This window comes from Ancylobacter sp. VNQ12, from assembly GCF_049445835.1.
Lineage (GTDB): Bacteria > Pseudomonadota > Alphaproteobacteria > Rhizobiales > Xanthobacteraceae > Ancylobacter.
Genome location: NZ_JBMSDU010000009.1, coordinates 77,453 through 91,046, shown reverse-complemented (window position 1 = coordinate 91,046; position 13,594 = coordinate 77,453). Strand labels below are relative to the sequence as shown.

14 protein-coding genes and 1 riboswitch are annotated in these 13,594 nt (G+C 68.6%); of the genes, 6 read left to right on the top strand and 8 right to left on the bottom strand.

All coding sequences use genetic code 11. The features are described 5' to 3' along the window. Nucleotides 1–173 precede the first annotated feature (173 nt). The 3 genes from ACO2RV_RS13950 (at nt 174) to ACO2RV_RS13940 (ending at nt 3,945) form a co-directional block, all read left to right on the top strand. The gene (locus ACO2RV_RS13950) at nt 174–1,475 is read left to right on the top strand and encodes a hypothetical protein (RefSeq protein WP_423293933.1); all 1,302 of its coding nucleotides are present in this window, start codon (nt 174–176) and stop codon (nt 1,473–1,475) included. Nucleotides 1,476–1,612: 137 nt separating this feature from the next. After that, entirely contained in the window at nt 1,613–2,983 is a 1,371-nt protein-coding gene (locus tag ACO2RV_RS13945) for an NAD(P)H-dependent oxidoreductase (RefSeq protein ID WP_423293931.1), read from the top strand. A gap of 398 nt (nt 2,984–3,381) precedes the next feature. Next, on the top strand, nt 3,382–3,945 hold the full coding sequence (locus tag ACO2RV_RS13940; protein ID WP_423293929.1) for a DUF2087 domain-containing protein: 564 nt from the start codon (nt 3,382–3,384) through the stop codon (nt 3,943–3,945). 42 nt (nt 3,946–3,987) lie between these two features. Here the strand turns inward: ACO2RV_RS13940 and ACO2RV_RS13935 are convergent, their stop codons facing one another. The 5 genes from ACO2RV_RS13935 to ACO2RV_RS13915 form a co-directional block, all read right to left on the bottom strand. After that, entirely contained in the window at nt 3,988–4,593 is a 606-nt protein-coding gene (locus ACO2RV_RS13935; RefSeq protein WP_423293927.1) for a thiamine phosphate synthase, read from the bottom strand. A gap of 21 nt (nt 4,594–4,614) precedes the next feature. After that, nucleotides 4,615–5,430, bottom strand: a complete 816-nt coding sequence (locus ACO2RV_RS13930; protein ID WP_423293925.1) for a thiazole synthase — start codon at nt 5,428–5,430, stop codon at nt 4,615–4,617. Between the two features lies 1 nt (nt 5,431). After that, nucleotides 5,432–5,629, bottom strand: a complete 198-nt coding sequence (gene thiS, locus ACO2RV_RS13925; RefSeq protein ID WP_423293923.1) for a sulfur carrier protein ThiS — start codon at nt 5,627–5,629, stop codon at nt 5,432–5,434. Further along, nucleotides 5,607–6,611: a glycine oxidase ThiO gene (gene thiO, locus ACO2RV_RS13920; protein ID WP_423294093.1), complete on the bottom strand. Its 1,005-nt coding sequence runs from the start codon at nt 6,609–6,611 to the stop codon at nt 5,607–5,609. The genes thiS and thiO overlap by 23 nt, the downstream gene beginning before the upstream one ends. A gap of 41 nt (nt 6,612–6,652) precedes the next feature. Next, a riboswitch (TPP riboswitch) is annotated at nt 6,653–6,774 on the bottom strand. 133 nt (nt 6,775–6,907) lie between these two features. Then, nucleotides 6,908–9,223, bottom strand: a complete 2,316-nt coding sequence (locus ACO2RV_RS13915; protein WP_423294091.1) for an MHYT domain-containing protein — start codon at nt 9,221–9,223, stop codon at nt 6,908–6,910. A gap of 350 nt (nt 9,224–9,573) precedes the next feature. On the opposite strand from ACO2RV_RS13915, the gene ACO2RV_RS13910 reads away from it, so the two are divergent. Then, a complete protein-coding gene (locus tag ACO2RV_RS13910) occupies nt 9,574–10,299 on the top strand; it encodes a phosphatase PAP2 family protein (RefSeq protein ID WP_423293921.1) in 726 nt (241 codons plus the stop codon). Between the two features lie 85 nt (nt 10,300–10,384). Then, nucleotides 10,385–10,594, top strand: coding sequence for a hypothetical protein (locus ACO2RV_RS13905; RefSeq protein ID WP_423293919.1), 210 nt, complete (start codon nt 10,385–10,387; stop codon nt 10,592–10,594). Between the two features lie 37 nt (nt 10,595–10,631). Here ACO2RV_RS13905 and ACO2RV_RS13900 read toward each other — a convergent pair whose 3' ends face one another. Continuing rightward, nucleotides 10,632–11,198 carry an RBBP9/YdeN family alpha/beta hydrolase gene (locus ACO2RV_RS13900; protein ID WP_423293917.1) on the bottom strand — a complete coding sequence of 189 codons (567 nt, stop codon included), beginning with the start codon at nt 11,196–11,198 and terminating at the stop codon, nt 10,632–10,634. Nucleotides 11,199–11,213: 15 nt separating this feature from the next. Continuing rightward, nucleotides 11,214–11,621, bottom strand: coding sequence for an MAPEG family protein (locus ACO2RV_RS13895; protein ID WP_423293915.1), 408 nt, complete (start codon nt 11,619–11,621; stop codon nt 11,214–11,216). A gap of 130 nt (nt 11,622–11,751) precedes the next feature. Between ACO2RV_RS13895 and ACO2RV_RS13890 the strand changes: the two genes are divergently transcribed. Continuing rightward, the gene (locus tag ACO2RV_RS13890) at nt 11,752–12,261 is read left to right on the top strand and encodes an NUDIX hydrolase (RefSeq protein WP_423293913.1); all 510 of its coding nucleotides are present in this window, start codon (nt 11,752–11,754) and stop codon (nt 12,259–12,261) included. Here ACO2RV_RS13890 and ACO2RV_RS13885 read toward each other — a convergent pair. Next, complete coding sequence (locus tag ACO2RV_RS13885) at nt 12,258–13,529, bottom strand: multidrug effflux MFS transporter (RefSeq protein ID WP_423293911.1); 1,272 nt, start codon at nt 13,527–13,529, stop codon at nt 12,258–12,260. The genes ACO2RV_RS13890 and ACO2RV_RS13885 overlap by 4 nt on opposite strands. Between the last annotated feature and the right edge of the window lie 65 nt (nt 13,530–13,594).

The following is a 13,594-nucleotide window of genomic DNA, read 5'->3' as shown; positions in this document are numbered from 1 at the left end:
CGACAGACGGCCGGGACGACCCGGCCGTTTTGGTTTCCGAGCAGACGCTTTCCGGTGTTCGTAACGATTTGGTGTCGGTAAGCCTTTTGGTGTTCGTAACCCTTGGCCCCTAATGTGGCCCGTCCGGGTCCATGCGGGCCCCGCGTAACCGCGTACGAGAGTGAGATCGTCGCATGATCGCCGTGATCATGTACTGCGCAATCGGCTTCCTGACGGCGACGCTGCTGGCGTTGCTCACGCTGCCGGCCGTCTGGCGCCGCGCGGTGCGGCTGACGCGCAAGCGCATCGAGAACGCCCTGCCCGTCTCCATGGCCGAGATCCAGGCCGACAAGGACGAGCAGCGCGCGGAATTCGCCGTCGCCATAAGGCGGCTCGAAATGGACGTCCGGCAGTTGCAGGAGCGCACCAGCGACCAGTGGGGCCAGATCGCCCGCCAGGCCGAGGAGCTGCGCGCCCGCCAGGCGAAGCTCGACGACACCACCGCGCGTCTCGCCGCGCTGGAAGCGGCGCATGCCGAACTCACCGCGCATGACCGCGAGGTGACCGACGATCTCGCCATCCGCAGCCGCGATCTCGCGGAGACGCAGGCGGCGCTCGCCACCACCCGCGCCGAGCTTGCCGCCACCGCCCGGACGCTGGAGCAGACCAGCGCCCGCGAGGAGGAGCTGAAGGTCGAGCATATCGCCCTCACCACGCTGCGCGACACGCTGAAAGACCGGATCACCGATCTCGACCGCCACCTCGGCGCCACCAACGCCCATCTCGCCACCGAGCGCGAGACGCTGCGCGTGACCGCCGAGAGCCTTTCCATCGAGGTCTCGAAGAACCGCGAACTGCGCGATCTCATCGCCGAGGCCGAGCGCGAGCTCAGCACCGTTTCCGCCGAGGCCGCGACGCTGCGGGCCGAACTCGCCGCCCTGCACCTGCGGGCGGATTCGCTGGAGGACCGCACGCGCAAGGCCGAGGCGCGGCGCGACGCCGTCGAGCAGGAAGCCGCCCGCGTCACCACGGAGGCCATCGCCGCGCGCGAGACCGCCGAGAGCAACGCCCGGCAGGCCAATGATCTCGCGCGCATGGTTCAGGCCGAGAAGGTGATGCTGGAGGGCGCGCTGGCCCAGGCCCGCGACGACCGGGCCTTGCTGCAAGCGCGGCTCGATACGCCGACGCCGACGGCGGCCGCGACACCCGACGACCCCAATGAAGCCGCGCTGCTGCGTGAGCGCATCAGCGACATCGCCGCCGAGGTCGCCAGTCTCACGGCCGCGCTGGAAGGGCCCGGCTCGACCGTCGACGCGCTGCTCGCCGCTTCCGCCACGCCCAGGAATGGCGGGCCGCCGACGCTGGCCGACCGCATCCGCGCGCTGCGCGAGAAGGCCATGCGCGGCCCCTCCGAGCCGAAGCTCGCGGAGGACGTCGTCGCCGGCACGCGCCGCACCAAGAGCCGCGCCGCCAGCGATCGCGCCGTGGCCGGCTGAACCCTGCCTTCCGACGGGGCGGCGCGCCAACGCCGCTCCCGTCGACGATGATCGAACCAGGACGCAGCCATAGCGTTCGCACATACCAATGAGCGAGGCGCCCACCAGCGGCAGCTCTCGCCGGGGAGGACCGCCTGATGAATCTCGCCCGCCTTCTTAAAGCGCGCGCCGACGCCGGCCGCCCCGTGCGCGTCGGCCTGATTGGGGCCGGCAAGTTCGGCTCCATGTTCCTGTCGCAGGTCCGCACCACGCCGGGCATGCACCTGCTCGGCATCGCCGACCTCTCCGCGCCGCGCGCCCGCGCCGCCCTTGAGCGCACCGGCTGGGACGCGGATGCGGCCGTGGCGACGAGCTTCGACGAGGCGCTGCGCACCGGCCGCACCATGCTGACCGAGGATGCCGGCGAACTGATCGGCGCCGACGGGCTCGACGTGGTGGTGGAAGCCACCGGCAGCCCGGCCGCCGGTGCCGCCCATGCGCTCAAGGCCATTGAGCAGGGCCGGCATATCGTCATGGTCACCGTCGAGGCGGACGTGCTGGTCGGCCCGCTGCTGGCCGAGCGCGCGCGCAAGGCCGGCGTGGTCTATTCCATGGGTTCGGGCGACCAGCCCGCCCTGGTCTGCGAGATGGTGGACTGGGCGCGCACCTGCGGCTTCCGCGTCGTCTGCGCCGGCAAGGGCACGAAGTACCTGCCGAGCTTCCACAAATCGACGCCGGACACGATCTGGAGCCTTTACGGCCTCACCCCCGAGCAGGCGGCGCTCGGCGGCATGAACGCTCAGATGTTCAACTCCTTCGCCGACGGCACCAAATCCTCCATCGAGATGGCCGCCATCGCCAATGCCGCCGACCTCAAGGCGCCTTCGGACGGCCTGCTGTTCCCGCCCTGCGGCGTCGACGACCTCGCCACCATCCTGCGCCCGCGCGAGGCCGGCGGCGTGCTGGAACATTCCGGCACGGTGGAGACCGTCTCCAGCCTGGAGCGCGACGGCCGCCCGGTGTTCCGCGACCTGCGCTGGGGCGTCTACGTCACCTTCGAGGCCGAGCCCGGCCCGCGCGGCGACTATGCCCGCCGCTGCTTCAAGGAATATGGCGTGGTGACGGATTCCTCCGGCCGCTACACCGCGCTCTACCGGCCCTATCACCTCATCGGGCTGGAGCTCGGCGTCAGCGTCGCCTCGGCGGCGCTGCGCGGCGAGCCCACCGGCACGACCGAGCATTTCAACGCCGATGTCGTCGCCGTCGCCAAACGCCCGCTGAAGGCCGGCGAGGTGCTGGACGGCGAAGGCGGCTACACGGTGTGGGGCAAGCTGCTGCCGGCGGCAAGTTCGCTCGCGCGCGGCGCGCTACCCATCGGCCTCGCCCATCACATGACGCTGAAGCGCGACCTCGCGGAAGGCGAAACCGTGGGCTGGGCCGACGTCGATTTCACCGACAGCCCGATCGTGCGGCTGCGCCGCGAGATGGAACGCACATTCGCCGGCGTGGAGAAGGAGGCGGCGGAGTAGCCGCCTCTTTCTTTCCCTCTCCCCATTGGGGAGAGGTGGCCCGCGAAGCGGGTCGGTGAGGGGCGAGATGATTGCGGAGCGTCGAAGCCCCCTCACCCCACCTCTCTCCGCCTAAGCCGGATGTTACCGGCTTAGGCCTTGCCGGAACCGAACTCGGCTGTTGCCGAGTTCGGGTGGGGAGAGGGAGCAATCCCGGATTGGGCGGCACGCGGATACTGGACTTCCCCTGGCCCTTCGCTTATCTGTCCCCGCACGGTCTGCAGTTCACCGAGGCGTTGCCGCCCCGCAAGGGGAGCTAAACCTGCATTTCCTACCCAGACCCTGCACTTGTCCCCGTGCCCGGTCGCAAGACGGCAACCCCGACACTCCTCATGGATCGGCACGAACGAGGATGAGTCATGACCAGAACCGTTCTGGCCTACGAGGCGCCGGATATCTCCGCCCTCGCCCGCACGTTGCGCAGCCAGCTGACCGAGCGCGACAAGGTGCCCGGCCATGTCGAACTGCTCAATATTCTGGCGCGCGCCGCCGGCTTCCGGAACTTCCAGCATTTGCGGGCGGAAACGCAGGCACGTTCACGCGCTGACGAACCCGCGCCGCCTCCCGCCGCGCCGGCCGATCACGCGCGCTGCGAGAAGGCGCTGCGGCTGTTCGATGTCGAGGGCGGCCTCACGCGCTGGCCGAAGAAACGCAACCAGCAGGTACTGTGCCTGTGGGTGCTGTGGTCGCGCCTGCCGGCCGCCGAGACCTTCCCGGAGCGACGGATGAACGAGCTGCTGAACCTTCACCACGGCTTCGGCGACCACGCGCTGCTGCGCCGGGAACTGGTCGAACTCGGCCTGTTCCGCCGCACGCCGGACGGGCGCGAATATTCCCGCGTCGAGCAGGCCCCGCCGCCGGAACTGGGCGTCCTTCTCGCCCTGCTGCGAGGCAAGGCGAAGACGACCGCGACACCTAGCTAGCGGATGATGTGCCGGCCCGGCGCCTCGCGCAGCGCCGGCACATCACACCGTCTCGCGCGTCGCCAGCACCCATTCGCGGGCGCGCGCCTCGGGATCGGTGTTGAGCAGCACGTCGGTGACGACCGCCACGCTGTCCGCCCCGGCACGCAGCACGCCCGGCGCGCGCTCGATGGTGAGGCCGCCAATGCCGACCAGCGGCAGGTCGCCGATGCGCTTCTTCCACTGGGTGACCCGCTCCAGCCCCTGCGGCGCCCAGCGCATCTTCTTGAGGATGGTGGGATAGACCGGCCCCAGCGCCACATAATCCGGCCGCGCCATCAGCGCGATTTCCAGCTCCGCCTCGTCATGCGTGCTGATTCCGAGCTTCACGCCGGCGCGGCGGATCGCCTCGAGATCGGCATCGGCAAGGTCCTCCTGGCCGAGATGCACGAAATCGCAGCCCAGCTCGATGGCGAGGCGCCAATAGTCGTTGATGATGAGCTGCGCGCCATAACGGGTGCACACATCGCGCGCGGTCGCGATCTCGCGCCGGAGCTCGGCCTCGTCAATGTCCTTGGCGCGCAATTGCACCAGCTTCACCCCCTGCGGCAGCAGGCGCGGCAGCCAGGAAGCGCGGTCGACGATGAGGTAGAACGGATCGAGCTTCATCGGGTCACTCACAAGAAGACGTCATTCGCCCAACACCGCGCGCCCCATCACCGGCGTCGAGGGGGCGGCCATGTCGCGCACGTCCATCGGGTCGGCGAGCAGCGCCTCGCGGCCGGCCTCAATGGCACGGGCGAAGGCACGCGCCATGCGCACGGGGTCGCCCGCCTTGGCGACGGCGGTATTGAGCAGCACCGCGTCATAGCCCATTTCCATCGCCGCCGCCGCATGCGAGGGCACGCCGACGCCGGCATCGACGACCAGCGGGATGCCGGGGAAATGCGCCCGCAGCGAACGCAGGCCATAGGGGTTGTTGAGCCCGCGCCCGGAGCCGATCGGCGCGCCCCACGGCATCAGCACCTCGCAGCCGGCCGAGATCAGCTTCTCGGCCACCACAAGGTCCTCGGTGGTGTAGGGAAACACCTGGAAGCCGTCGCGCGCGAGGAGGCGCGCCGCCTCGACGAGACCGAACACGTCCGGCTGCAGCGTGTCGTCCTCGCCGATCACCTCCAGCTTCACCCAGTTGGTGCCGAACAGCTCGCGCGCCATCTCGGCGGTGGTGACGGCTTCCTTCACCGTCTTGCAGCCGGCGGTGTTGGGCAGCACCTTCACGCCGAGGTCGCGGATGATCTGCCAGAAGCTCTGGCCCGCTTTCGCGGCACCGGATTCGCGCCGCAGCGAGACCGTGACGATCTCCGCCCCCGAGGCGCGGATCGCCTCCGACAGGATCGCCGGCGAAGGATATTGCGCCGTGCCGAGCAGCAGACGCGACGCCACCCTTGTGCCGTAGAACTCAACCGGATCGGCGAATGTGCCGGCCGCACTGGTCATCGCATCCATCTCAGCCTCCCTGCATCGGGGCGAGGATTTCCACCCGGTCGCCCTCGTCGATCGGCGTCGCCTCGCGCCTGGCCGCGCGGACCATCGCGCCGTTGAGCGCGGTGGCGACGGTGGCGTCGCCCAGGCCCAGTTCGGCCAGCAGGTCCTTCAGCGTGCCGGAGCGCGTATCGGCCGGCTCACCATTCACGACGATCTTCATCCATCACCTCCGGGAAATATGTCCCGTCGAAAGCGAGCGCCGCCGCACGCCGTGCCAGCGCGGGCGCGGCGAGGAAACCGTGGCGGTAGAGCCCGTTCACATAGATCGTGTTGCCGCGCCGGCGCAGGCGCGGAATGTTGTCGGGATAGGCCGGGCGCACATCGGCGCCGATCTCGACGATCTCCGCCTCGCCGAAGGCGGGGTGCAGCGCATAGGTGGCCGACAGCAGCTCCAGCATGGAGCGGCCCGTCACCCGGCCGCGCTCGTCATTCTCGATCGAGGTGGCGCCGATCATGAAATGCCCGTCGCCGCGCGGCACGATGTAGACCGGGATGCGCGGATGCAGCATGCGCACCGGGCGCTTGAGCGAAATCTCCGTGGAGTAGAGCACCAGCATCTCGCCCTTCACGCCGCGCAGGTCCGCCAGCACGTCGCGGGCGGCAAGGCCACGGCAGTCGACCACGACATCGGCCGGCGTCTCGCCTTCGTCGAAGCCGTCGGCCTCGTAGCGGATGGTCACCTGATGCTCGTCGACCAGCTTGCGCGTCAGCGCGGCGAGCGCCTTGCGCGGCTCCAGATGCGCTTCGGTGGGAAAGAACAGGCCCTGGTCGAAGCGCCCTTCCAGATCCGGCTCCAGCGCGGCGATGCCGGCGCCGTCGACCCACTCATAGCCCTGCGTCCGGCGCGAGAAGCGCTTGAGGTCCGGCAGGTCGCGCGGCGGGGCCAGCACGAGGCTGCCCTCATTGGGCACATCCGGCACCGCGCGGCGCCAATAATCCAGCGATTCGAAGCCCAGCTCGGCGATGATCGGCTCGGCGCTCTCGCGCTCGCACCAGGGCGCCAGCATGCCGCCGGCATACCAGGAGCAGCCTTGCCCGGTGGCCGTCTTGCGCTCGATGAGCGTCACCTGCGCGCCGCGCTCGGCGAAGGCGTGGGCACAGGTCAGGCCGGCAACACCGCCGCCGACGATGCGCACGCGCATCGCGTTGGCAACCGGGGCTTCATCGTTCAGGTGGGTCTGCGGGGACATCTTCAACTCCTCCCTCCGCCAGTCTCAACTGGATCAGGTTCGAAGGGTCGCCATGCCGCGCCAAAGCGCGATGATGGCCTCTCAGCCTCCTGACGAGGCTCCCCTGGACGGTTTGGATATAATCACTCGGAAAGGGAATGTCACGGTAGCGTCGTCGACAATATGCACGCCCGCGAGCCCTTTGCGATCAGGGAGAACACCTGAATCGGGAGGAATACGCGCGCGGGTGCAAAAGCCGGGGACACGCCCTAGCGGGCGCGCGACGACAGCGACACGACATTGTCCGGGCGGGTCGCGTCGATGACCGCCCGGCGCAGGCTTTCCCGGCTGAACGGTTTGCCGAGCCGGGGCATGCCGGCGCGGGCATCGGGTGGCAGTTCGGCATAGCCGGTGCCCAGCACGACCGGCAGGGTCGGCCAGTGCTCGCCGATCGCGGCGGCCAGCTGCACGCCTGTCATCCCCGGCATGGCTTGATCAGTGAGGACAACATCGACCGTCAGCCCGTTGTTCAGCATGGCGAGCGCCTCGCGGCCCGACGCGGCCTCTGAGACGACGAAGCCGATATCCTCCAGCATCGCCGCCGTGGCCGACAGCACCAGCGGATCGTCGTCGACGACGAGCACCCTCGCCACGCCCGCCGGCAGCGGCGGCTCCGCCTCTTCGGCGACGAGCTCGGCTTCGCGCTTCGCCCTGTCGGCGGCGGACGTCTCGACGATCGGCAGATAGATGGTGGCCGTCGTGCCCCTGCCGGGCTCGCTGGCCAGCACCAGCCGGCCGCCGGACTGCGCCGCGAGGCCATGCACCATGGCGAGGCCGAGCCCGGTGCCCTTGCCGACCCCCTTGGTGGTGAAGAACGGCTCGGCGGCATGGGCGAGCGTCTCCTCGTCCATCCCCGCGCCGGTGTCGGAGACGGCGAGGCAGAAATAACGACCCGGCTTCAGCGCGCCCGGTTCGCCCTCGCCCTCGCGCTCGGGGATGATCTCTTCGCGCGCAGCGATGATGATCGCCCCGCCATCCGGCATGGCGTCACGGGCATTGACCGCGAGATTGAGCAAAGCCAGCTCCAGCTGGTTGGCGTCGACGCGGGCGAGCGGCAGGCCGAGCGGGAAGCGCGTCTCGATGCGCACGCTGGGACCGATCGAGCGGCGCAGCAGTTCCGCCATGCCGAGCACGAGGTCCGGCACCGCGACCGGCTCGGGACGCAGATCCTGTCGACGCGCAAAGGCCAGCATGCGCTGCGTCAGCGCCGCCCCGCGCTGGGCCGCCTGCATGGTGTTGTCGATCAGCGTCAGCAGGCGCTGATCGTTCGGCGCACGCTTGCGCACCAGCTCCAGATTGCCCATCACCACGGCGAGCAGATTGTTGAAGTCGTGAGCGATGCCGCCGGTGAGCTGGCCGACCGCCTCCAGCTTCTGCGCCTGGCGCAGCGCATCCTCGGCGCGGCGGCGGGCGGTGACGTCGATCAGCCCGCACAGCGTCTTGGTCAGCTGGCCTTCCGCATCCTTCTCCGCCACCGCCGACAGCACGCAGTCGAAAACGCGCCCATCCTTCGCGACAAGCCGATATTCGGCCTCGCGCAGTTCGCCCGTCCCGATCAGTCGGGGCCAGTCTTCCTCATTGCGTTGGCGCGCCGATTCGGGCGTCATGAAATCGGTGAGCAGCCGACCGATGACCTCCTCGCGCGAATAGCCGAGCAGATCGAGCCAGCGGTCGCTCACCTGCTCGATTCGCCCGTTGGCGCCGAGCGAATGCAGCGGCAGCGGCGTGCGGCGATAGAGCGTGCGAAAGCGCTCCTCGCTCTCGCGCCAGATCGCCGTTTCGCGGTCGGTGAGCAGATTGAGCCGCCGGTCGTAGATCGCCGCCAGCAGCGCGGCGGCGAAGATGGCGAAGCTGGCCGCCGACACGGCGATGACGAGATGGACATTGTCCATCGTGCCGCTTGCCGACCCGCCATGCGCCATCGGCACGGCGTCGATCCCCGAGAAGGTCACGCCGGCCATGGCGATATAATGCATGCCGGCAATGCCGAGGCCCATCGCCAGCGCGCCGCCGAGGCGCTGCCGGAAACTGCTGGTGCGGAAGGCGAGCCACAGCGCGACGGTGGAAGCGCCGACCGCCAGCACCACTGCCGCGCCGGCATAGAGCGGGTCGTAGACGATGGTGCCCGGCACCCGCATCGCCATCATGCCGGTGTAGTGCATGCCGACGATGGCAAGGCCCATGAACACGCCCGCCGCCGCGAGTCCGGCGGGGGTGATGCCGCGTCGGCTGGCAGGGCCCAGCGCCGCACCCGTCGCCGCGACGGCGATCACCAGCGAAAGCACCGTGAGGCCGAGATCGTAGGAGACCGGCATGCCGACATGCAGCGCCAGCATGGCGACGAAATGCATCGCCCAGATGCCGCCGCCCAGCACGAAGGCCGCCGTCGCGAGCCAGCCGGCCCGCGTGCGACCCGAATATTGCGGAACCCGTCCGGCAAGATCCAGCGCCGTGAACGAGGCCGCAATCGCCAGCATCACCGAGAGCGCGACAAGCCCCCAGTCATGGGATCCGACGACATCCACAGCCAACTGCACAGGCTTCCCCCACTGCCCTCCGAATCCCGCCGCGCGCACGCGCCGCGGCGGCACCGACCCGGACGAGACATCTCAACCGATGATCACACACCTGCCCCTTCGGCAACCGGATTTGTGCTGCCGGTCAATGACATTCAATTGAGATAGCCGAGCAACCAGAGCACGATAATGATGGGCAGCGGAATGCCCAGCAGCCATAGGAACCCACCTTTCAGCATGATCGTCTCCGTTGCGTTTCGGGAGAGGGAACACCGAGGCAGGCATTTCGGTTCCCGATTGCATATGCCGGCCGACCTCCGCTATGCCGCACGGCCGGAAAACGAGGTTCGGGAGACGACGTGAAGGCACGCACATTCCTGCCGAGCTGGGTCGCCGCCGAGTTCGGCATCCTCAGTGCCCTCGCCGGCGCCGCTGCCGGCCTGTTCGCCTTCGCTCTCATCGCCGAAGAAGTGGTGGAGGGCGATGCGCACGGCTTCGACGAGGCGATCCTGCTCGCCTTCCGCACGCCCGGCGATACCGCCGATCCGATCGGACCGGCCTGGCTGGAGATCGTCATGCGCGATCTCACCTCGCTCGGCAGCACCACCGTTCTCGCGCTCATCACCGCCATCGTCGTCGGCTTCCTGATCACCGACGGCAAGCGCGCCGCCGCGCTGTTCCTGCTTGCGGCCACCGCGGGCGGCGGGGCGCTGAGCTATCTCCTCAAGCTCGGCTTCGACCGGCCGCGCCCCGATCTGGTGGCTCACCTCGTCGATGTCCACACGCTCAGCTTCCCCTCCGGCCATGCCATGGGGGCGGCGGTGACCTACCTCACGCTGGGCGCCATCATCGTGCGCACGGAGAGCCGGCGCCGGCTGAAGGCCTATGTGCTCGCCGTCGCCACCGGCCTCACCCTCCTGATCGGCCTAAGCCGCATCTACCTCGGCGTCCACTGGCCCACCGACGTGCTGGCGGGCTGGTGCGCCGGCAGCGCCTGGGCGCTGATCTGCTGGATCGTCGCGCTATGGCTGCAGCGGCGCGGCCGGATCGAGACCACGCAGGATACGCCCGCGCAGGGACCTTGATTCAGCCCATGGCGTTCGCGCGCCGGCGCGGTATCTTCAGATTCGAGGAAGCCGCCAGAGCTTCCGCCATGCCCAGGAGAAGCGCATGTCCACCACCGCGCCCGAAGGTCACCTCATCGCCGAGATGGGAGTGATCGAGACGACCGAGTCCGACAACGTCCTGCACTGGGACGGGGACAACCTCTATGTCGAGCAGGACGTCTACCACAATGGCCAGCTCGTCCACCGCAAGTACCGCCGCCGCGTGACCAAGCAGGTGGCGCAGGCTCTCGTCAAGATTCTGGCCCAGCACTGAGATTCCCGTCCGGGTCCAACTCCCGACGCTGCCCGCGCTAGATGCGCGCGAGCAGCCCGCCGAGCAGCAACAGGCCGGCCGGCCAGATGCCGAGCCGGGCCGTGCTGCCGATATGGCCGAGTTCGCCGACATCGGCGAAGTCCGCGCCCCAGGCCTCGGCGAAGCTGCGCGCCTGCGCAAAGGTCACGCGCGGGTCGTCCCGGCTCGCCGCCACCAAGGCGGGAAACGGCAGGCCCTCCAGCGGCATCGGTCCGAAATTGCGCACCGCGTCGAAGGACGGGTCGGGATCGTCGACATTGGTCGGTGCGGCAAGGAAGGCCGCCGCCACCTTTGCCGAGGCAAGTTCGCGATTGGCCGCCGTCCACCGGATGATGGTCGCCACCGCCACGGAATGGCCGATCAGCACCACGCGGCGCGGCGCCCCGTTCACCGCCGCGTCGAGCCGCGACGTCCAGGCACCGACTTCCGGCCGACTCCAATTTTCCTGCAATACGCGGCTGGAATTGGGGAAAGCGCCAAGCCAGTGGGATTGCCAGTGCTCGGCCGGCGCGTTCTCCCGTCCCGGCACGACGAGAAAATCGAAGGATGCGAGATCGACTGCCATTCCTGCCCTGCCCTTTCACACGCCGCCGGTCGGCCCCAGCACGGCGGCGAGGATCATAAGCAGCCCGGCGAGCGACACCAGCCAGACCAGCGAGCGCAGATAGGGCACCCCGAAGCCATAAAGCGGGACATAGACGACGCGCGCGCCAAGATAGAGCCATACACCCCAGAAAGTGAGCGCTCCCTCGCGGCCAGCCACATGGGCGATGATGACGGCCGCCGCGAAGATCGGCAGCGTCTCGAACAGATTGGCCTGCGCCCGCCGCAGCCGCCCGGTGACTACCCCGACCGGCGGGCCTGATTCGTCGCGCGGGCTCGCATTGTAGGCCACGCCGGTCTCGCCATTGCGCAGAACGGCCGGTAGCAGGACCTGAACCAACGCCAGCACCAGTGTCCAGCCGAGCAGGGTCAATTCGATTGTCATTTTGATACCGTTTATGGATCGACTGGTTCGAATCCCATCGCAATCGGCGGGAGGATCGCTACATTTAGCGATCATGGGAAAGGCAAAACAACGGAAACGACAGGCGGCTGACGGACGACCGCTGGAGCAGGTGGCGGCCCTTCCCTATCGCCTGGCTTCCGACGGCAGTCTCGAGATCCTCGTGCTTTCCTCGCGGGAGACCCACCGCGCGGTCATCCCGAAGGGATGGCCGATGAAAAACCGCAAGGACTGGAAGTCGGCGCAGATCGAGGCGCGGCAGGAAGCCGGCGTGATCGGCGAGATCAGCCGCAAGCGGCTCGGCCAGTATCTGTACTGGAAGCGCTTCGACACACACTTCTCGCTGGTGAAGGTGTCCGTCTATCCATTTGCCGCCAAGCGCCAGCTCGACGACTGGCCGGAGCGGCACGAGCGGGTCCAGACCTGGCTCTCCCCCGACGACGCCGCCCTGCTCATCGACGAGACGGAGCTCGGCGCGCTGATCGTCGAGTTCACGCAGTCCGCCAGCTGGCAGAAGGTCGTCGCCAGCCAGTTTTCCAAGGCGAAGTCAAAGTCCTCCGCCACAAAGGCAGCGGCACGCCAGGACATGCTCTCCCACCTGCCCATGTCGGCCGCCGGCTAGTCGTCGGCGACCGCGGGGCCTGAGGCCGGCACGCCGCCGCCGTGCGTGCCGAACAGGCGCCCGCGCTCGGCGATCAGCACGAAGGCCAGCGCCGCGATCCCCAGCGCCGCGAAGCCGAAGGTCAGCGGCAGGGTCGTGCCATCGAATTGCTGGCCGATCGCAAAGCCGAGGGCGGCGCCGCCGACCGTGCTGCAGAAGCCGAGCACGGAGGATGCCGTGCCGGCGACATGCCCGACCGGCTCCATCGCCATCGCATTGAAGTTCGACACCATGAGGCCGAAGAAGAACATCATGGCCGACTGGAGGATCGAGAAGGTCCAGATGTTCTCCTGCCCCCAGATCACCACACCGGCGTGGACCAGCGTGACGGCGAGATAGCCGAGCAGCGCCGCATGTGACACGCGCCGCATGCCGAGCTTTTCCACCACCCTCGAATTGAGCAGCGACGACACCGCCATGAAGGCGGCAACGATCGCGAAGACGAGCGTGAACAGCTCCTTCGCCTCGAAGGCGTCGGCGAAGACCTGCTGGGCCGAGTTGATGAAGCCGAACAGGCCGCCCATCACCATCGTCATCGCGAACATGTAGCCGACGGTGATGCGACTGCGCAGCACCAGGCCGAAGGCATGGCTGACGCCACGAATGGAGATCGGGGTGCGGTCCTCCGGCTTCAGCGTCTCCGGCAGCCGCAGCGCCGTCCAGAAGAACAGCACGACGCCGAACACGCAGAGCATGAGGAAGATCGCCCGCCACGGCGCCGCCAACATGATGATCTGGCCGATGGAAGGCGCGGCGATCGGCACGGCGAGGAAGACGATGAAGGCGAGCGACATCACCCGCGCCATCTGCCGGCCGTGATAGCAGTCGCGCACGATGGTGATGGCGAGGATGCGCGTCGCCGCCGAGCCTATGCCCTGCACCGCGCGCGCCACCATCATCACCTCCAGCGTTTCGGCGAAATAGGCCGCGACCGACGCCGCCGTGTAGATGGCGAGGCCAGCCAGCAGCACCGGCCGGCGGCCATAGCGGTCCGCCAGCGTGCCGTAGAAGATCTGCGCCCCCCCGAAGCCGAGCAGATAGGCGGTGATGACGATCTGCGTGTGGTTCGCCGTATCGATATGCAGCGCGTGGCCGATCTCCGGCAGCGCGGGCAGCATGGAATCGATTGCGATGGCGTTGGTCGCCATCATCGCCGCGATGAAGGCGACGAACTGGCGGAAACCCATGCCGGGATGCGGGCTGTCCGGCGCGGGCACTGACGTGGTCATGCGAAGTCCAATGAGTTCGTACGGCGCGATGAAAGCGAAGGCTGGCCTTATGCCGCAAAACGCCC